Consider the following 18,014-nt stretch of genomic DNA (forward strand, 5'->3'; position numbering starts at 1 on the left):
ATCATCAATTCAATGAGAAGGAAGAAGAGAATGTTAAATCAACGGATTTTAGAAGAAATGTCAAAAGTAATGGAAAATCAGTTTATAACCAATATGAACAAAAATATATTTTGCAATACAAACCAGCTTTCTTTTGACAAAGACACATTGTCATCTTTATCTAAATTAAGAAAATATATTCATCTTCTTTCAAAAGAACAAATTGATTTTATGGCTTATAACTACCAGCATCAATTTTTAGATCAATTCTATAAAGTCAATCAATATCTCTATTTTAACAAAAACTCAAAACAATATATTCGCTCATTGTATCTTACTTTACTAAATGAGTTAAAAGATCTTACTCAACCAGTAGATGAAATTGAAGATAGGCATTACCAACGAATTTCAACATTTATCAAAAATAGTAACCCGTCTGTTTATCAGATGAATCACAATAACAAGAAAATCGCACAACAATTTGTTTGTGCACAATATTCTGGAGAATTCTTATGTAACTTATTAAAGCTTAGTCAAAATGAAATCAAAGGACCTGTACTCGATATTGGATGTGGCCTTCATGGAAATCTTGTCACATATCTTCAAAAGTTGAACATAGAGGCCTATGGTATTGATCGAGAAACATCGGCAAATGAATGTTCCTCCATTGATTGGTTTGCGTTTGATTATGGAAGTAATCAATGGAACACAATTATTTCTAATCTATCCTTTACTAGTCATTTTCTTTATCATCATTTACAAAACGAAGAAATCGCTAATCAATATGCAAGTACCTACATGAAAATACTAGAGTCACTCACACAGAATGGGCAATGGATTTATGCACCTTCCATTGATTTCTTTGAGGAACTTTTACCTAAAGAAAGATATCAAATAGAAAGAACTCCCATTCATAAAGATTTCTCAAAAACTGTCATTACTAAACTTTAAATAAACATGTAGAAATACATCGTCATCTAACATAATAAGGGGCTCATCTTTAAAAGATGAACCCCTTATTTCTATTGTAATTTAAATAAAGAGAGTAACCCATTCTCTTTGAAGTCTACCGCATACTTTAATTCATAGCTTGATTCATGATTTTGCATTGCAATTAAAATATCATTGATTTCTTTTTGAATACTTTCTTCATCTTGATACCAACCAAGAACCGTTGTATTATCTCCCCAAAAAGATGAACCATCTACCCCAAACAAGGCATACTTCGGTTGATCTTTTTTGGTTCTAAATCTTCCCGATGAAATAACTTTATAACAACTCACAATGGATTTACTATTAAAACTTTTTATTAGTATTCTTGTTTTATCAGTACTATGATTATTTTCTTTTGCTGTTGTATTTCCCATTAAATAATCCAGTGATACATTTAACTTATTTGCGATTAAAAGTAGTTTTTCAACTTCAGGATAACCTTCATCTAGTTCCCATTTGGATACTGCTTGTCGACTTACATCTAACATCGCCGCTAACTCTTCTTGCGATAAATTTCTTTGTTTTCTTAATTCTCTTAAGTTTTCTGAAAATGTCATAAACTTTCCTCCTATGATATCTTCATCATAGATTATATTAAATTATTATCCACCAACCTCAACTTGCACTTACGCAACTTCAAGTAGAATTATATTTTATCTTTTTGATTCTTTAGTATTTCTTCTTGATTTTTAAGTAATTGATCAATTTTCACATGTAAATCAGATAAAATAATCTCCGTTTTAACATTAACACGATAATCATTTTCAGCACGTGCTCTATCTTTTTCTTCTTGTCTATTTTGACTCATCATGATAATAGGTGCTTGAATTGCAGCCAAACAAGATAAAATTAAGTTTAATAGAATAAAAGGATATGGATCAAAGTGCTTTGATGTCATTGAGTTGTACATCATCCAAATGACTAAGACTGTCATGAAGATAATAATGAATGTCCAACTTCCTGCAAACTTCGCTAAATTATCTGCCGTCTTTTCGCCAACTGTTAATTTTGTTTTGATTTCTTTTTTCGCTAATTTTCGATCAAGCAACAAATGAATAATTTCTTCATCCGTCATTTCTTCATCTACATCTTCTAATATCTCTTCTAATAATTTGTTTTTGTCTTCCATGCCATTCTTCTCCTATAAAAGTTTCCTCTTTCTAAAATAATATAAGCTAGCGACTACAACTACAACACTTATGCAAATAACAGTAATATAACCATATTCCCAATCTAGTTCTGGCATATGGGCAAAGTTCATCCCATACCACCCAACAATCAATGTTAGGGGCAAGAAAATTGTTGTGATAACAGTAAACAACTTCATAATATTGTTCAACTGATAATCGAGCATTGCATCCAGTGCTTCTCGTAGATGAATTAAGTCTTCTTGTTTTGAAATGCACGCATTTAGCAACCGATTACTCTTATTTGTAAAATGCTTGAAATGATTGAGTTCTGCATGATTAAACAAGTTATTATCATTATCTTGCAAGCATGTACCAATTTCTTCGAGTTGTTGATAATAATTCTTTAAGATACTCAATTGATCTTTTAGTGCAAAAATTCCTCGATTTAATCGTGAACTTGCTTTTTCTTCCACAACACTTTCTTCCATCAAAGAAATCTTTTTATCAATTTCATCCAAGACTTCATAACCATTTTGAAGTAGTGTTTCAAGAATTAGCGCAATCATTTTCTCAAATTCAGCATTTTCTTGATGAACTTGAACTACTGATAAGAAAGTATCCAAGATACTCTTATTTTCATCGACCAATTCAATAAGATAAAATTTATCTTTCATGATTACAAAAGCAATACGATCTTTGTTAGTATAAAGATTAAATACATCTACAATATTAATAATACCAAAACTAAAATCATCGTAATCATCTACACTATTCTTGTACTGTGCTTGATCACTATTGCATAAATCTATTACTAATGGTGGCAAGTTTTCAGTTTGATTTAACTCCTCTAAAGTTAAATAGGCAATGCTTGGATGTTTTCCATCACATTGGTCAACCTGAATTAGTTTTTTATTAATAATTTCGTAGATCATTTTATTCACCCTATCCATTTCCCCATGTAACTATATTTTGATCTTCTTTTAAACCAAGTTTTTCTTGTAGATTCTTTGATGCAACATTATCTGGATGAACTTGGGCAAAAGGAAGTCGGCCTTGTTTTAATGTTTTATCAATTAAATACTTTTCCATGTATGTTCCTAAACCCAAACGCTTGTACTGGTCTAAAATAACAAGTAATCCCATTGATCCTTCATCATGATATCCAATAAAACCCATACAAACATCTTCTTTAAAAACGCCCCATAAGTTTCCTGATGCAAGCCTTGATTGAATGTAGTTCGGATCATCATATCCATGATAATGTTCAAGAACAAAGTCATAGTAACTATCATCTAGTTCTCTTATTTCAACATCATCTCTTACTTCAAAATCTATGGAATCTTTTTCATACAAATAATTCCAACACTCAAATGCATCCTCCATTCCTGGTAAATATGGTCTTAGTTCTTTCGTATTAATGCAGAAGCCATTGTTTTTACTTGTATCGATAACCGCTAAGATTTGATCTACTTCACTCATCATTTCACATGCAATGAAATAGCATTCCATATCTCTTTTATACAATACTATGGATGTTTCAGTTTCTAGTAAATTACTCACCATTGGATCACTCTTTAAGTGAATTAAATTACAATATTTTCTTTTATTTTTATCTAAATTCATTCTTATCACCTACTGTAAGTATAGCATTTCAAAAGAAAAAGATGTACATATTTCATGTACACCTTTACTTGGAAAGGGATAGATTATAGTAATCCAATAAATGAACAAACAATTGCAAGAACGATTGTTCCAATGATAAGAATTACTGGGCTTACTTGTTTCTTCTTTAATAGATAGAACATTAATAATGTATATCCTAGAGGAAGTAATTTAGGGAAAATTGTATCTAAGAATGCTTCTTGAATACTAACTTCGATACCACCTGCAACACTAATTACAGGAAGTAAATTAATATTTACATAAGATGCGATTAAAGCACCAATAACAGTAATACCTAGAATTGTTGCAGAGTTTGCAATAATATCTGAGTTTTCTTGTAACATTTCAAATGATTTTGTTCCCAAACGATATCCCATGTGTGTCCACACAATACGTAATACCCAAATTGTTAAGTATGCACCAACGAAAATGATTGGTCCAATAATTAATCCTTGTGAAGCAAATGAACAAGAGATACCTGCGATAATTGGAAGGAATGTGAACCAGAAGATTGCATCCCCAATACCTGCGATAGGTCCAAATAGTGCTAGTTTTAAACCTTTAATTAAACTACGGTCTTCTCCGTTTTCTTCAAGAGAGATAAGTAATCCCATCAAGAATCCAACTAAGTTTGGATGTGTATTGATAAATTCAAGGTTATCTGTCATTGCAAGTGATAAACCTTCTTTATCATCTGCATAGATTTTTTCTAATGCTGGAAGTTGAGCTAATAGCCATCCACCTGCTTGCATTCTTTCATAGTTAAATGAAGCTTGTAGGAAAGATGAACGTAAACCTAGCATTGTTATATCTTTTTTAGTAAGTTTTTTAGATGCCGACATTTTTATTTCCTCCTGTGCTTCCTGAATTATTTGCGATTGCTTCTTCGATTGCAGTTCTTCTAGCTTTTGCATTGAAGAAATCAAACAATGCGAATGCAGTACCAAGCATTGCTACTGGTAATAAGTTGTTCATTGGAATAAAGTTCATCATTAAGAATCCAGCGATAAAGAATGGGATGTATTTTGCTTTCATCATAACGCGTAATAACATACCGAATCCGATAGCAGGTAAGATACCTCCTGCAACTTCTAATCCATGGATTAACCATGCAGGCATAGATGTAACAAAGTTAGCCATTGGTTCTTGTGCTAAGTAAGTACAAGCAAATACGATAACTCCGTATGATAATGCTACGATTAAAGTTGTAGTAATATTGATACGACGAATTTTTGCAACATTTCCTTCTTCAGCTGCTTTATCCGCACCAGCCATAAAGAATGAGAATGAAGAATAGAAGAATAAAATAACGTATTGCATTAAGAATGAGAATGGTAAACATAAACCTAATGCTGTTTCAGCACTCACACCTGCTGTGTAAGCGATTGTTGTTGACATAAATCCAGCTAAAACTGGGTTAGGAGGTTGTGTTCCTCCAGCAGGTGTTAATCCTGCGAACGCTAGTTCTGTTAAAGCCCCTGTTGCTAAACCTAGTTGAACATTACCTAAAATAATTCCTGTCACTGTTGATACAACAAGTGGACGGAAGATAAATAATGCTTCTAACCAGTAATCCACACCGATAATAATAGCGGCAATTGCAAGCATTAAGCCTTGCATTAATGTGATTTGCATTTTTCTTTCTCCTTTTTATTTTTTATATTTTTTCGATTGAATCTCCTGGAACATCTTGACAATATACGTTAGAGCCATGATCTCTAGCAAATACTAAATCTGCCATGTCTTGATCATCAACATATACTTTCTTTGTAAGTGCACGTTTTCCATTTGAGAAGTGCATGTTACCTACATTGACGTCCTTTAAAGTCACACCATATTCAATTAGGCGCCTAACAGTTTCTGGTGTTCTAACTACAAGGAAAATTTTTTGTTCAGGTGCAGCATTACCGATAATATCTGCTGTATATTCAACTGTGAAAAAACGAATTCCAACACCACTAGATTTTGCAGTAAATGTCATTAATTGTTGTTGAATTTGATCATTGGCAACTTCATCATCACAAACAACGATTAAGTTTGCTCCAATTGTTTTTGTCCAAGTCACCCCTACTTGTCCATGTACCAAACGATTATCGATACGTGTCAAAAGAATATTTTCTCCTTTCATTCTTTCACCTCCTTTTCCTTCACCTAAATACCTAGCAAAAAGCGTGCCAACTTTATCTTAGCACGCCTTAAATCCTTTGTTTATAAGTAATTTTCAATATAATTAAATATATAATAAATTTCTGAAACAGGGATTTCGACACTATAATTCATTTCTACGACACTAAATATTTCTTTTACTGTATTAATAAAATCACCATGTTGTTCTATAAATTCTACTGGCTCTTCTATTAATTGAACTTCATTTTTAAGGATTAATCGCTCAATTAAGCAAGACAGGTGTACATAAAGTCCTACTTTACTAGCTGCAGGAAGTGGTGTACTTAGATGCTCTTCCATTTCAATAACTAGTTGTTCAACATCATCCAACACCTTTTCAGCATTCAATATCGTTAAATGATTTACGATGTTATTGAGTGTAAAGTTCTTGATGATGTTTTGTTTCATCACTTCAATATCTTCTTCTTGTAAGAAATCTTTCATAAGTGAACTCAATTGATCCATTTCTGAATTCAAAACTAAATCCTCAATTGCAATGAATGGAATATCTTCTATGTACGGATTCATTGTTCCCAAAATAAAGGAAACATCATACTTTTCAAAGATATAATCATTTTTACCATTTTCAACGAGTTTATTATAGTCATAACTCACAATTTCTGCATCAATGTTTTTTGGTAAACTCCTCTTATACAGATCCACAATTTTTTCAGCTGCACCCACACCTGTTGCACAAACAGATAGAATGGCTTTCTTCTTCAATCGATTTTGAATGTATTTGTATTGAGATGTAGTGTCAAGACAAGCAGTTTCTAGTATTTTAGATATATCTTCACCTTGTTTGATTTTACTTCCAATAATAAGAGCTAGCTTTGTGTTTACATTGTTGATAATGCTTATGTTTACATTTGGAATTTGTTTAATTCCTTTATAAATTTCTTCTAATGATCCCATATCAACTAATAAAACCAAATCATCAAAGTAGTTCTTCATCTTTAAATAATCATTTAATTGATTTGTTATCTTATCCACACTCACATCCAATTGCATATCGATGGCGTCAAAAATATTCTCGTTGAGCATTTTATTGACTGCATCAGCCAAAGATGAAGCGGTAGAATAACCATGACATAAGATGACAGCAATGGTTTTATTGCTTGATTCTTCTCGATGCATATCACATATCATCAGCATCAATCTAATCTTCATCATCTCATCAATTTCAATATCCAAGTTAATTCCTACATTGTCCACAATCTCTGTAGCAATCGCATACTCACGAGGATATTTCATTTGAAATAGTTCTGAGAAATCATGAATTTCTTGTGTATGATTACTTAACCAGTTTTTAAGTTCATGGCTTAATCGTGCATATTCACTTAAATATCTTGATACAAGTAAGATATCATTATTACTTATTTTTAAGTTGTAACGATTCATAACAATAGAGAATATTTTATCAGTAATCTTTTTTGTAAACTCATGATTTGGACTTGATGCTTGATTTCGATCAAACATCAAATAATCACTATATTGATCAATAACTTCTTTCAAAGATTCACTTAATAAACGATTGGTTAATGGATTCTCTAAGTATTTACGATAACTTTCTAACATTCTTTCATAAACTCCAATTAACTTCGCATCATATGGATTAGGTTGATATGGAAAACAGAGTTTAACCATTTTCTTATCTTTTGTACCTTGTAGCTTAAAGTTAATGACAGGTGCTAGTTGAAGTACATATTCAGGTAAGTTATTTACATGGATTTCTAATAAATCTCTTTCTTGATTATCCTCAAGAAACGCATTTGCACAAGTTGCACGTATGCTGTTCATTAATCCCCCAACATTACCTGGAATTGAAGTATCCATAAAGATTTGATAAGCAAGTGAACTAATTTCAATTGTTTTTCCAATTTCCTTGGATTCATTTTTAAATATTGAAGACAATAAAGCCGCCTTTTCATTTCGTGGTCGCTCATCCAAGGCAGGTATTTTTACAACAATCGGTATTCTTCGAAGCAATGTTTTAAGTAAAACATCTTCTGGATTTTCAGTAGTCGCAAAAATTAAACGTACATCTGAATGAAACCAATTTTCATTGTCACCAACACGATGATAAACACCTTTATCCATAAATAAGAACAATTTTTCTTGGCATTCTGCTTTTAAACAATGAACTTCATCTAAAAATAGTACACCACCATCTGCAAGTTGAATCAAACCTGGATTATCTTTATCCGCACCTGTATAAGCACCTTTTTTATGCCCAAACAAGTTCGCAGTTAATAACTCAGGGTTATTGGCATATTCACTGCAGTTAACCACAATAAATTTACTTTCAGGTTCAATGATTTTTGCACAAATCGCATACTCATAAGTTGTTTGCGCAATTCTACTCTTACCTGTACCTGTAGCACCATTTAATAAAATTGGTAATCCTAAAGGAGGATAGCTAATTGCTGCTTTGCACTGCTCAATTGCATGTCTCAAAGAATCTCTTGAACCAATAAGACGATCAAAATCTTCTTTTTTAAATGTTAAATCTTCAAAAGATTCAAATACACTATTCTCAAGTTCAATTCCTTGTTTCTCTAATTCACTTATTCCATAGAAATAAACAGGTCGTGAATTAATCTTTACGACCTTATTGTCTTGAATGAACTCATTTAAATATTGTGAAACACTGTTACGACTAAGTGATAATTCATTCGCAAGATAGGACGCAGTAAAACATTCCATCGGAACTGGACCATTCTTTTCTGTATAACTATTCAATAATTCTAGTAGTTTCTCTTTCATGGCATTCCCTCACGAACATATTTTATCGCAAATGAACTTATGTTACAATCTTGTTAAGGTTGAAGTCACATGAAAACTAAATTAATTCAAACATTAAAACCAACACATAAGATTACTATTAAGCAAGTGCAATCACTTGCAATTTTAGTTATGAATCAAAAAGAGATAGAAACCATGGTGATGGAGATGGTTCAAGAAAACCCATTACTTGAAATACATCCTGATTTTTACCAGGGGACGGTTGACTACGATTTTAACCAACTAGCTGATAATCATGAGAAAACACTTACTGATGAATTACTTGAACAAATCAATACAAGTAAATATAAAAATAAAAACTGTATGAAAGCCATTGTTTATCATTTAGATTCAAATGGATACTTGCAAGTACCTTTATCAGAAATAAAAAGAGCAACTCATTTTCCAATTAAGGATTTAAAGGAAGCTCTTCATCATGTTCAAACTCTTCAACCAAGTGGTGTCGGAGCAAGAGATTTAAAAGAATGCCTTGCAATTCAATGCAAGAGAATATCCATTAAGAATCAAGATATCTTACTGAAATGCATAGATTACCTTGAAGATTTATCCAAAGGTCATTTCAATAAAGTTGCGAAATGCTTAGAAACAGATGAGCATACAATTAAAGAATGCTTGAATAGAATTAAGCAATGCAATCCAAAACCGGGTGCAATGTACTCACAATCAATCCCCTACCTTTATCCAGAAATTTTTGTCACTGAAGAAGATGGAAATTATACAATTCAGACAAAGAATCTAAGTCAATACTTATCCATCAATCAAGATATCACTGATGTCTCTGACCCTGAAGTAAAAAAATACATTAAACAACAAACAAAAGTCCTACAAGAACTATTTGCTTCTTTATCAAAGCGATACTCAACACTGCATACCATTAGTACCGTGTTATTCCAAATTCAAAAAGAGCACATTCTTCATGATTCACCACTTATTCCATGTACCTACAAACAAGTTGGAGAACTTGTTTCTCGTCATCCTTCAACTGTGTTTAGATCAATTCAAAACAAGGCATTGCAATATGAACACAAAACAATTTTACTTTCTTCATTATTTACAAACGAAAGTAAAGATGGTTTAAGCAGTGATCAAATAAAGAAAGAACTTAATACACTCATTAAAGAGGAAAATAAAACACGCCCCTTTAGTGATGAACAACTCGTTCAACTCCTAAAAGAGCGAGATATTACAATTTCTAGACGATGTGTTTCAAAATATAGAGAACAATGTCGTATCCCTAATTCATCAAGAAGAAAGATTATTTCTTGAATTTAACATGTGCTAACGTCGTTAACTCTTCTCGATATGTTCCAGGAACATCTTGCATAAAACAAATTACTTGATGATCCAATAAATTTTGAATACCTTCTGCATCCTCATTATTAATATAAACTTTTCGCGATAAAGGGACTTTGCCTTTTTCATAATGCATATTTCCAAAGTTCACTGTATCAATAGGGACCCCTGCATCAACTAACTCTGATACAGTTTGAACATTTCTAACAACCACAAACATCTTTGAATGAGGGCTACTATTTGTTAGTGCCTCAATGAAATCTTGCACAGAAAAGAATAAAATACGAATATTATTAGAATTCGCAACAAATTCCATTAATCGTTGTTGAAGTGGATCAAGTACAACCTCATTATCAACAACAACCAACACATTCACATCCAAACTTGCAGACCAAGGGCCACCCACCTGACCATGTACTAAGCGATTATCAATCCGCACTAAAACAATTTTACCTTCAATCTGCATATCTTAATTAGCTCTATTTTAATTGTTTCGCTTGATTATAGAGACTTCCCTTCATTACTAAAAGTAATACCACAATTTCAATAGCGATGCAACCTGAGACTGTTCCAATGATCAGTGTATTTTGTGTGTCACTTAGATGAGCAATCAAGATTCCTATATAAGCCCAAATTGTAACCATCATATAATAAGGATTTCTAAACTTCCATGCTGTTAATGAAGTAATTACTAAGCCAACAATGGTAATAATTACCATCCATGTTTCAGGTGACTTACCAAATCCATCCCATTGAATCGACACTAAATAAACCACAATGTTCGCAATGGTTGCGATAGTAATCCATCCAGTATAGATACCAAAACAACTTTTAAACCATAAATCTTGATGTACTTTTTTCAATTCAAAGAGAATTGCAAGTAAGGAAACCAAGATACCTAGCATAATAATCAAAGCAATTAAGATTTCATTCATATGCCAAAACAACATCCATATCCCATTTAAGATATTAGAGAAACTCAAGATATAACCTACTCGATTATACACTTTTGCCTCAGAATCACTGAGTTTATCCATTGTAAAGTATCGATAAACGACAACAATCAGTAAACCATAGATTAAAGTCCATATTAAAAATGTGATCGGAGCTGGGGTAAATAAATTAGGATATAGATCAGAAATATCCTTTGTTGAATACCCATTAAACTTAAATACATTTGCATATGTATTCGCAAATAAGGTAAACAAAGTAGTAACTAAAACTAGATAACGCGATGGTATTTTTTTATTCATAAAAACACCTCCTATATTTAATTACATCACTCCATTTCCAAATGTCAATTAGAACGATTTTCACAAGATGTTCAAAATACAATTTGGGTATTCTATGTTATGATAAGTATAGACGTAGGAGGTAACTTATGATTTATCAAGATATAATAAATAGTCAAAGAAATTACTTTAATTCAAATAAAACAAAGAATGTTGAATTTAGGAAAGCACAACTGCTTAAACTAAAACATATGATAAAATCCCATGAAGATGATTTATGTGAAGCTTTACGCACAGATTTAAGCAAATCAAAGACAGAATCTTATTTAACTGAAATCAGTATTGTCTATTCAGAAATCAATTCAGCACTAAAAACATTAGATCGATTCGCTAGACCTTCATATAAAAAGATTCCCCTTCACTTAATAGGATCACTTGGCTATACACTCAAAGAGCCTTATGGAACAGTTTTAATCTTAGCTCCATGGAACTATCCCGTACAATTAACACTTGCACCTTTAGTTGGAGCATTAGCTGCTGGTAATACTGCTATTGTAAAGAGTTCAGAAAGTAGCTTAGCAACTTCTACTTTATTACAAAAACTTCTTAACGAAACATTCCCAACAGAGGTTGTTTATTGCCTAGATCCTAAAGTAGACCCTGAATTATTATTTAAATTTAAATATGATTATATTTTCTTTACAGGTAGTGAAAAAATTGGAAAACAAATCATGGCTCATGCCGCTAAATATTTAACTCCTGTTACACTTGAACTTGGTGGTAAGAGTCCTACTTTTGTAACCAGAAGTGCAAATATAACACAAGCAGCCAAACGTATAGTTTGGGCTAAATTATTAAATGCTGGTCAAACTTGTGTTGCTCCTGATTATATCCTCGTAGATAAAAGTGTAAAAGATGAATTCATTGAACAAGTACTTGATCAAATTCAAAGACAATGTCCAAAAGGAGTCTTAGAAGAAACTTATCCTTGTATGATTAATGCAAAACATTATCTTAGAATTAAGAAATTAATTGGCGAAGAAATGTATAAAACAGAAACATCCTTTGATGACAATACGCGTAAAATTGGTCTTACCCTCTTTACACACGCAACTTTCAATAGTCCTATAATGAAAGAAGAAATATTTGGTCCAATTCTCCCTATCATTGAATATGATGAAATTGGTGAGGTAATTGAAATAGTCAAATCAAAAGCTAAACCGTTAGCTTGCTACATCTTTAGTAAGAACAAAGAAGTATCTAAACGAATCATTGAAGAAGTATCCTTTGGTGGAGGATGTATCAATGATTGTGTTATGCATCTTGCAAATCACCATTTACCTTTTGGTGGTGTTGGACAAAGTGGTATGGGAAGTTATCACGGAAAATATAGTCTTGAAACATTCTCCCATACAAAATCAATTCAAAACAATACCTACTTAATTGACTTACCATTGCGTTATAGCAAGCAAGATAAAACACTAAATATAATTCGAAAAATAATGAAGTAAACTACATAAATATGGCACCTCAAACAAACACAATTTGAGGTGCCATTTTACTTGTTATTCAATCTCTGAATAATCCAAATCAAATTTTAGTAATTAGCTTCTATAAGTATATTTTCTTGAAAACAATACAATCCAGTAATAGATTACTGTTAAAACAATACCTATAGCAAATAAAACATAGGATAGAATTGAATTCAAGTAGTAAACTTCCACATAATAACTTATAATACTTATCAATACACCTATAATTATAGCTCCATATAATTTCGAAATTCTAGAATCAAAATATTTCATTGGAATAAATAACGAAGCGATTTCTATCGCTTTGAGAGTAAAATATAACGCAGGATCAGAGTGATATTTTCTGATAAAAAATAAATCATTCAAATATGTCCAATTGGCTTTTGCAGGATATCCATCAGAAATATAAAATAATAAACAAAGTATAGATACTCCAAAAACAACAAAAATAGCACTTAAAAATATTTTGTATTTTACCTCTTCCAATAATTTATCCTCATTTCATATATTACTCTATTCTGGTCTTGGTGTCATACCAACATAAATTGCAATTCTTATCGCTATTTTTTCATCACCAATTTTAAATAGATCTAGCTAAAATTATAATTATTACTTATAGTTCGTAATTAAAAATGTACTGCTTTATGATTACATAATATCTCTTTTCATTTTTATATTCAATAGTAGAGGTTATTAATTCCATTTCCTTTAAACGATTATAAAAATAAAGATGAATCATGTAATGTTTTACTTTCATCTTGAAATTTTCTTAAATTACATATTCTATATTATTTATCAGCAAGTAAAATAAAAGCATGAAATAGATTTTACTCTATGTCATGCTAATTTTTTATTTTTCAAGAATAATTGATGTCAATTCGATTGGTTCAACAATTTTACCATCTTTGTAGACACGCATATTACCGCTTGCGATTTCATCAATCAAGATAACTTCATTGTTGTTATAGCCAAACTCAAATTTGATATCATATAAATCTAACCCTTTTTTCATTAAGTCTTCTGCAACAATCTTTGTGATTTCAAGAGTTTGTTTTTTCATGCTATCATACATTTCTTCACTCATTACACCTAATAATGCTAATGCATCTTTTGTAATTAGTGGATCTCCCTTTTCATCATCTTTCAATGTTGTTTCTACATAACCATTTGGGATTCTAGTTCCATCTTCAATATAAGCACCATAGCGACGAATGAAACTTCCTGTCGCAACAAGTCTACAAATTACTTCTAATCCTTTACCAAATACCGTAGCAGGTAAAACTTCCATTGTAGCTTCTTCTACATTTGCACTCACATAATGAGTCTTGATTCCTTTTTCTTTTAGTATTTCAAAGAAATGGATAGATGTTTCAAGATTTGCTTTTCCAATACCATCGATTGTTAATCCTACTGTATTTTCTCCTGGATCAAATACGCCATCTTTTCCTGTGCAATCATCTTTAAACTTCAATAGCACATTTCCATTGTCTAAAGAATAAACATCTTTAGTTTTCCCTTCGTAAACTTTTTTCATTAACCTTTTCCTCCATGTTTAGGGTGCCCTAAAACGTTATTATTATAGCACGCACGTTACATCATGAAAATATTTTTTTCATGTATCCTTCGTTTATTTATTCAAATATCAAATTCAAATAAAAAGCTAATCAATTCATTGACTAACTTTTACTAAACTGTACCTCTATCATAGCTAACTGCCCTGTATTATACTTTTGTGTCTTTAAATCTTTACGTTCTAACAAATAGAAATCAACTGCTTCCCACAAAGCGAATGTACCTGCAATGGACAAAAATTCCATAAAGATGTTACCTAAATTTGCTAGTTGCAATGAGAAATAAATACCTAACAATACAACACCAACAACGGTTAGGGCAATTACCTTAATTTTATTTATCTTTAAATCTAGGATTTTATCTCTTAATTCAACACTATAGCGCTCAACAATTAGCTTTTGGATTAATTCCTGTTCACTTTTGGTAAACTCTCGATTGCAAAATCGAACAATGATTGGATACTTAACCGGAACTGGATAACTCTTTCGTTCTATAAATGCATACAACTCTTCATTCATTTCTATTTGATTACCATAGGACAGTGGATCAAACAATTCCAATTGGCTTGCATCAACATAGATTATTGCCTTATCATCTTCTAAATATTCTTGATAAATATATTGGTTTAAATCTGGCATTTCTTTCTCAAACTTTTTAAGTTTTGTTAGAAATGTTTTTATTTCATCTTTTGCCATATTATTTAACTAATCCATAGCTCCAATTGTTTACACCACCAAAATCAAAGACATGGCTAAAGCCAAGTTTTACTAATTCATTGGATGCTGTTTTACTACGATTACCGCTACGACAATAAACAAGAATTGTATCTTCCTTATTTAGTTCATTACTTCTTGTTCTAATTTCATCCAAGGGTATATTAATTGCACCTTCAATATGACCTTCTTGAAATTCTTCAACTGTTCTTACATCTAAAATAATAACCTTTTCTTCTTGCATCATTTTATATGCTTCCTTTGAATTAATTGTTTTATACCCATCACCACCTGAACATGATGATAGAAATCCAAGGGATAGTGCAATAAGCATCGTTTTAAATAATGAACGTTTCATAATGAACCTTTTCTTCTTCGTAACGATTGTCAACTTCTCTTTCTTCATCTGGATGACCTATTGATATACACGCAATTGGAAGAATAGGAGAAGGCAATTTGAATTCAGTTTGATAAAATTCTTTCATTTCATCAATTTTAACACCTAACCAAACGGCTCCTAACCCAAGTTCATGAGCTGCCAGTAAAATATTCTCAACTGCAGCTGAACAATCATTAATTAAATAGTCACGTTCAAGTAACTCACTATCACCACACACTAAGATTGCCATGGGTGCTGATGCAAGCATTTTATAGTATTTACCAAATTCAGCTAATTTATTTAATTTTTCACGATCTTGAATGACTACAAAATGCCATGGTCTTCTGTTTCTTGCTGATGGTGCACAAAAACCTGCTTCAAGTAATGCATGAATCATTTCTTTGCTTACTAATTCATTTGTATATTTACGTATACTTCTTCTTGTTTTGATTGCATCTAATGTATTCATACTAAATCAATCCATTCCTTTTCTTTAAATCCTACTAACACTTTGTCCTCTGTGATAACAATAGGTCTTTTCACTAACATACCATCAGTCGCAAGCAATTGAATTTGTTCTTCATCACTCATTGTAGGTAACTTTTTAGTTAATTCCAGCTCACGATATAACATTCCACTTGTATTAAAGAATCGCTTAATTGGATATCCACTTTTCTTAATCCATGCTTTTAATTCTTTTTCTGTTGGATGTTCAAGTTTAATATCTCTAAATTCATAATCGATATTTCTTGCATCTAACCACGCTCTTGCTTTTTGACATGTTGTACATTTTGGATAACAGATAAATTTCATTTTCATTTTATTCTCGCTCCTTTATTGTTACGCTTATTGTATCTCCTGCTTGTTTATTAATTTTAGCACGAATTTCTTTTCGAATGCCAATGATATGTCCTGGTGTTTTCATTCTTACTAAACTACCATCATAAGATTCGCCATCAAAGGTTGCATGCACTTTAACTCTTCCTTTACCAAATTCAGTTTTCACATCATATGGAAATTCTATGTATGCACCATCAATATCAGGAACTTTTTGTATAACTGCATCAAATTGATATTGTTTTGAATTCATAATTAACCCTCTTTCATTCTTATTATATGTTATTCTATTTAATTTTGTTCAATCATGCATTAGAAAAAGCGGTTTCCCGCTTTATTGAATTAATTCAAGGGTGTTACTTAATTTATTACCATCACTATCCATAATAGCGAAGTGCAAATGTTCACCTGATGCTTGTCCAGTCATTCCTGTTACACCAATGACATCGCCTTGCTTCACTGAATCTCCTTCTTTTAATGATGACTCATTCTTCATTTGTCCATAGAATGATTTCGAATCACCATGATCAATAACTATGTAATTACCTGTCGATTTGTCAAATCCAACTTCTTCAACACTACCTTCTGCAATAGCGTAAATGTCAGCGTTTTTATTACTTGGATCTTTGATATCAATCGCATCATGCCCAGCGTAACATCCCCAACCACATGTTACTTCAAAATTCTTTAAAGGTGCAATATAACTTACTTCTTTATTTTCTGTTTCAGCACTAGGGGTAGTTGATGGTTCAGTCGTTGGTGTAGTGCTTACTTCTGGTGTTGGTGTTACTTCAATTGTTGGTGTTGGTGAAGGCTTTGATTCTTTAGTTGGATTGCTTAATAGAGGTATAATTAATAAACCTCCTATTAAAAGACAAGCCAGTAATACCCAAAAACTTGGTTTTTTATAATTTAACATATGTTTAATTCTCTCTTTCGTATTAGATTCGCTAAATGAGACAACCATGATATATGGATTAATCGCAAATTCTAGTAAGGTCATTCCAAATGATTGCTTACACTTATCACCAAGGCGACGAATTACTTTTTCATCACAAGAATATTCCATATCTTTGCTCATGACATAGAAACTAAGCCAAACAAACGGATTAAACCAGTGAATCATGGTAACAATCAAAGCAATTGATTTGATGAGTGTATCTTTTCTTTCAACATGAATAATTTCATGGGCAAGAATAATTTGCTTTTGTCGTTTATTTAAATTAAGAGGTATATATATTTTAGGTTTAAATATTCCAAATACAAATGGCATTGAGATGGATTCTGATTCATAGATGTTATCCACCATCTTTATTGAATACTTCAATGTTTTCTTAATTTTGATATAGCAAACTATTGTATATAGAATTAAGCCTAACATTCCACAAATCCATACAATCGATAAAATATCTAGTAATGAAATTGAGTGGCTTGCAACAATTGTTTCTGTCATTGTACCTTTGATTACTTCTACAGTTACTGGTATGTCCTCAACGATTCGATCTGATAGTGTTGAAGGTACACTTAAAATACTCGCTTTACTTTCAAATGTTATTGGAAAGATTAAGCGAATTAATACAAATAACCAAAGAGAGTAACTGAATATTTTAGGGGCTTTTCTAAATAACAATCGAACCACTAATACAACTAGTATTACAACACTAGCGCCAATAGACATAGAGACTATTGTTTTAAATAGTGATGTTATTGTTTCCAACTAA

General features: G+C 31.5%; 21 protein-coding genes. 3 read left to right on the top strand and 18 right to left on the bottom strand.

The window, feature by feature from the left end:
- The first annotated feature begins 30 nt into the window (after positions 1–30).
- A complete protein-coding gene (locus B5D14_RS07975; RefSeq protein WP_078712075.1) occupies positions 31–930 on the top strand; it encodes a class I SAM-dependent methyltransferase in 900 nt (299 codons plus the stop codon).
- Positions 931–1,001: 71 nt separating this feature from the next.
- Here the strand turns inward: B5D14_RS07975 and B5D14_RS07980 are convergent, their stop codons facing one another.
- From B5D14_RS07980 to B5D14_RS08015, 8 genes are all read right to left on the bottom strand, one after another.
- Entirely contained in the window at positions 1,002–1,529 is a 528-nt protein-coding gene (locus tag B5D14_RS07980; protein ID WP_078712076.1) for a helix-turn-helix domain-containing protein, read from the bottom strand.
- 89 nt (positions 1,530–1,618) lie between these two features.
- On the bottom strand, positions 1,619–2,101 hold the full coding sequence (locus B5D14_RS07985; RefSeq protein WP_078712077.1) for a DUF1003 domain-containing protein: 483 nt from the start codon (positions 2,099–2,101) through the stop codon (positions 1,619–1,621).
- A gap of 12 nt (positions 2,102–2,113) precedes the next feature.
- Positions 2,114–3,034, bottom strand: a complete 921-nt coding sequence (locus B5D14_RS07990; RefSeq protein WP_159443764.1) for a magnesium transporter CorA family protein — start codon at positions 3,032–3,034, stop codon at positions 2,114–2,116.
- 10 nt (positions 3,035–3,044) lie between these two features.
- Positions 3,045–3,725 (bottom strand): GNAT family N-acetyltransferase, encoded by a 681-nt coding sequence (locus B5D14_RS07995; protein WP_078712079.1) that lies wholly within the window; start codon positions 3,723–3,725, stop codon positions 3,045–3,047.
- An 83-nt stretch (positions 3,726–3,808) separates the two neighbouring features.
- Entirely contained in the window at positions 3,809–4,606 is a 798-nt protein-coding gene (gene agaD / locus B5D14_RS08000) for a PTS galactosamine transporter subunit IID (RefSeq protein ID WP_078712080.1), read from the bottom strand.
- Complete coding sequence (agaC, locus tag B5D14_RS08005) at positions 4,593–5,399, bottom strand: PTS galactosamine transporter subunit IIC (protein WP_078712081.1); 807 nt, start codon at positions 5,397–5,399, stop codon at positions 4,593–4,595. Before agaC ends, agaD begins: the two co-directional genes overlap by 14 nt.
- A 22-nt stretch (positions 5,400–5,421) precedes the next feature.
- Positions 5,422–5,892: a PTS galactosamine transporter subunit IIB gene (gene agaB / locus B5D14_RS08010; RefSeq protein ID WP_078712082.1), complete on the bottom strand. Its 471-nt coding sequence runs from the start codon at positions 5,890–5,892 to the stop codon at positions 5,422–5,424.
- A gap of 80 nt (positions 5,893–5,972) precedes the next feature.
- Positions 5,973–8,696: a sigma 54-interacting transcriptional regulator gene (locus B5D14_RS08015; RefSeq protein ID WP_078712083.1), complete on the bottom strand. Its 2,724-nt coding sequence runs from the start codon at positions 8,694–8,696 to the stop codon at positions 5,973–5,975.
- 69 nt (positions 8,697–8,765) lie between these two features.
- Between B5D14_RS08015 and rpoN the strand changes: the two genes are divergently transcribed.
- Complete coding sequence (gene rpoN / locus B5D14_RS08020; protein ID WP_078712084.1) at positions 8,766–10,001, top strand: RNA polymerase factor sigma-54; 1,236 nt, start codon at positions 8,766–8,768, stop codon at positions 9,999–10,001.
- Here rpoN and B5D14_RS08025 read toward each other — a convergent pair.
- A complete protein-coding gene (locus B5D14_RS08025; protein WP_078712085.1) occupies positions 9,991–10,494 on the bottom strand; it encodes a PTS sugar transporter subunit IIB in 504 nt (167 codons plus the stop codon). The genes rpoN and B5D14_RS08025 overlap by 11 nt on opposite strands.
- A 13-nt stretch (positions 10,495–10,507) precedes the next feature.
- Positions 10,508–11,281 (bottom strand): TspO/MBR family protein, encoded by a 774-nt coding sequence (locus B5D14_RS08030; RefSeq protein ID WP_078712086.1) that lies wholly within the window; start codon positions 11,279–11,281, stop codon positions 10,508–10,510.
- 128 nt (positions 11,282–11,409) lie between these two features.
- Here B5D14_RS08030 and B5D14_RS08035 point away from each other — a divergent pair, with 128 nt between their 5' ends.
- Positions 11,410–12,771 (top strand): aldehyde dehydrogenase family protein, encoded by a 1,362-nt coding sequence (locus B5D14_RS08035; protein WP_078712087.1) that lies wholly within the window; start codon positions 11,410–11,412, stop codon positions 12,769–12,771.
- Between the two features lie 93 nt (positions 12,772–12,864).
- Here the strand turns inward: B5D14_RS08035 and B5D14_RS08040 are convergent, their stop codons facing one another.
- The 8 genes from B5D14_RS08040 to B5D14_RS08075 all read right to left on the bottom strand — a co-directional run bounded on the left by B5D14_RS08040 (position 12,865) and on the right by B5D14_RS08075 (position 18,010).
- Positions 12,865–13,278 carry a hypothetical protein gene (locus B5D14_RS08040; protein WP_078712088.1) on the bottom strand — a complete coding sequence of 138 codons (414 nt, stop codon included), beginning with the start codon at positions 13,276–13,278 and terminating at the stop codon, positions 12,865–12,867.
- Positions 13,279–13,642: 364 nt separating this feature from the next.
- On the bottom strand, positions 13,643–14,326 hold the full coding sequence (locus B5D14_RS08045; protein WP_078712089.1) for a phosphoribosylaminoimidazolesuccinocarboxamide synthase: 684 nt from the start codon (positions 14,324–14,326) through the stop codon (positions 13,643–13,645).
- Positions 14,327–14,468: 142 nt separating this feature from the next.
- Positions 14,469–15,059, bottom strand: coding sequence for a hypothetical protein (locus B5D14_RS08050; protein ID WP_078712090.1), 591 nt, complete (start codon positions 15,057–15,059; stop codon positions 14,469–14,471).
- Position 15,060: 1 nt separating this feature from the next.
- Positions 15,061–15,435, bottom strand: a complete 375-nt coding sequence (locus B5D14_RS08055; protein ID WP_078712091.1) for a rhodanese-like domain-containing protein — start codon at positions 15,433–15,435, stop codon at positions 15,061–15,063.
- A complete protein-coding gene (locus tag B5D14_RS08060) occupies positions 15,416–15,925 on the bottom strand; it encodes a nitroreductase family protein (protein ID WP_078712092.1) in 510 nt (169 codons plus the stop codon). Before B5D14_RS08060 ends, B5D14_RS08055 begins: the two co-directional genes overlap by 20 nt.
- Complete coding sequence (locus B5D14_RS08065; RefSeq protein ID WP_200804783.1) at positions 15,922–16,275, bottom strand: arsenate reductase family protein; 354 nt, start codon at positions 16,273–16,275, stop codon at positions 15,922–15,924. Before B5D14_RS08065 ends, B5D14_RS08060 begins: the two co-directional genes overlap by 4 nt.
- Before the next feature lies 1 nt (position 16,276).
- Positions 16,277–16,546, bottom strand: coding sequence for a DUF1905 domain-containing protein (locus B5D14_RS08070; protein WP_078712093.1), 270 nt, complete (start codon positions 16,544–16,546; stop codon positions 16,277–16,279).
- Between the two features lie 81 nt (positions 16,547–16,627).
- Positions 16,628–18,010, bottom strand: a complete 1,383-nt coding sequence (locus B5D14_RS08075; protein WP_078712094.1) for a M56 family metallopeptidase — start codon at positions 18,008–18,010, stop codon at positions 16,628–16,630.
- Between the last annotated feature and the right edge of the window lie 4 nt (positions 18,011–18,014).

The sequence above is a fragment of the Anaerorhabdus furcosa genome (genome assembly GCF_900167375.1).
In the GTDB taxonomy this organism is placed as follows: Bacteria; Bacillota_I; Bacilli_A; order Erysipelotrichales; family Erysipelotrichaceae; genus Anaerorhabdus; species Anaerorhabdus furcosa.

Excerpts from the sequence above, each read along its gene's own strand:
- B5D14_RS07975 (WP_078712075.1), top strand. The coding sequence starts at position 31 with ATGTTAAATCAACGGATTTTAGAAGAAATGTCAAAAGTAATGGAAAAT.
- B5D14_RS07980 (WP_078712076.1), bottom strand. The coding sequence starts at position 1,529 with ATGACATTTTCAGAAAACTTAAGAGAATTAAGAAAACAAAGAAATTTA.
- B5D14_RS07985 (WP_078712077.1), bottom strand. The coding sequence starts at position 2,101 with ATGGAAGACAAAAACAAATTATTAGAAGAGATATTAGAAGATGTAGAT.
- B5D14_RS07990 (WP_159443764.1), bottom strand. The coding sequence starts at position 3,034 with ATGATCTACGAAATTATTAATAAAAAACTAATTCAGGTTGACCAATGT.
- B5D14_RS07995 (WP_078712079.1), bottom strand. The coding sequence starts at position 3,725 with ATGAATTTAGATAAAAATAAAAGAAAATATTGTAATTTAATTCACTTA.
- agaD (WP_078712080.1), bottom strand. The coding sequence starts at position 4,606 with ATGTCGGCATCTAAAAAACTTACTAAAAAAGATATAACAATGCTAGGT.
- agaC (WP_078712081.1), bottom strand. The coding sequence starts at position 5,399 with ATGCAAATCACATTAATGCAAGGCTTAATGCTTGCAATTGCCGCTATT.
- agaB (WP_078712082.1), bottom strand. The coding sequence starts at position 5,892 with ATGAAAGGAGAAAATATTCTTTTGACACGTATCGATAATCGTTTGGTA.
- B5D14_RS08015 (WP_078712083.1), bottom strand. The coding sequence starts at position 8,696 with ATGAAAGAGAAACTACTAGAATTATTGAATAGTTATACAGAAAAGAAT.
- rpoN (WP_078712084.1), top strand. The coding sequence starts at position 8,766 with ATGAAAACTAAATTAATTCAAACATTAAAACCAACACATAAGATTACT.
- B5D14_RS08025 (WP_078712085.1), bottom strand. The coding sequence starts at position 10,494 with ATGCAGATTGAAGGTAAAATTGTTTTAGTGCGGATTGATAATCGCTTA.
- B5D14_RS08030 (WP_078712086.1), bottom strand. The coding sequence starts at position 11,281 with ATGAATAAAAAAATACCATCGCGTTATCTAGTTTTAGTTACTACTTTG.
- B5D14_RS08035 (WP_078712087.1), top strand. The coding sequence starts at position 11,410 with ATGATTTATCAAGATATAATAAATAGTCAAAGAAATTACTTTAATTCA.
- B5D14_RS08045 (WP_078712089.1), bottom strand. The coding sequence starts at position 14,326 with ATGAAAAAAGTTTACGAAGGGAAAACTAAAGATGTTTATTCTTTAGAC.
- B5D14_RS08050 (WP_078712090.1), bottom strand. The coding sequence starts at position 15,059 with ATGGCAAAAGATGAAATAAAAACATTTCTAACAAAACTTAAAAAGTTT.
- B5D14_RS08055 (WP_078712091.1), bottom strand. The coding sequence starts at position 15,435 with ATGAAACGTTCATTATTTAAAACGATGCTTATTGCACTATCCCTTGGA.
- B5D14_RS08060 (WP_078712092.1), bottom strand. The coding sequence starts at position 15,925 with ATGAATACATTAGATGCAATCAAAACAAGAAGAAGTATACGTAAATAT.
- B5D14_RS08065 (WP_200804783.1), bottom strand. The coding sequence starts at position 16,275 with ATGAAAATGAAATTTATCTGTTATCCAAAATGTACAACATGTCAAAAA.
- B5D14_RS08070 (WP_078712093.1), bottom strand. The coding sequence starts at position 16,546 with ATGAATTCAAAACAATATCAATTTGATGCAGTTATACAAAAAGTTCCT.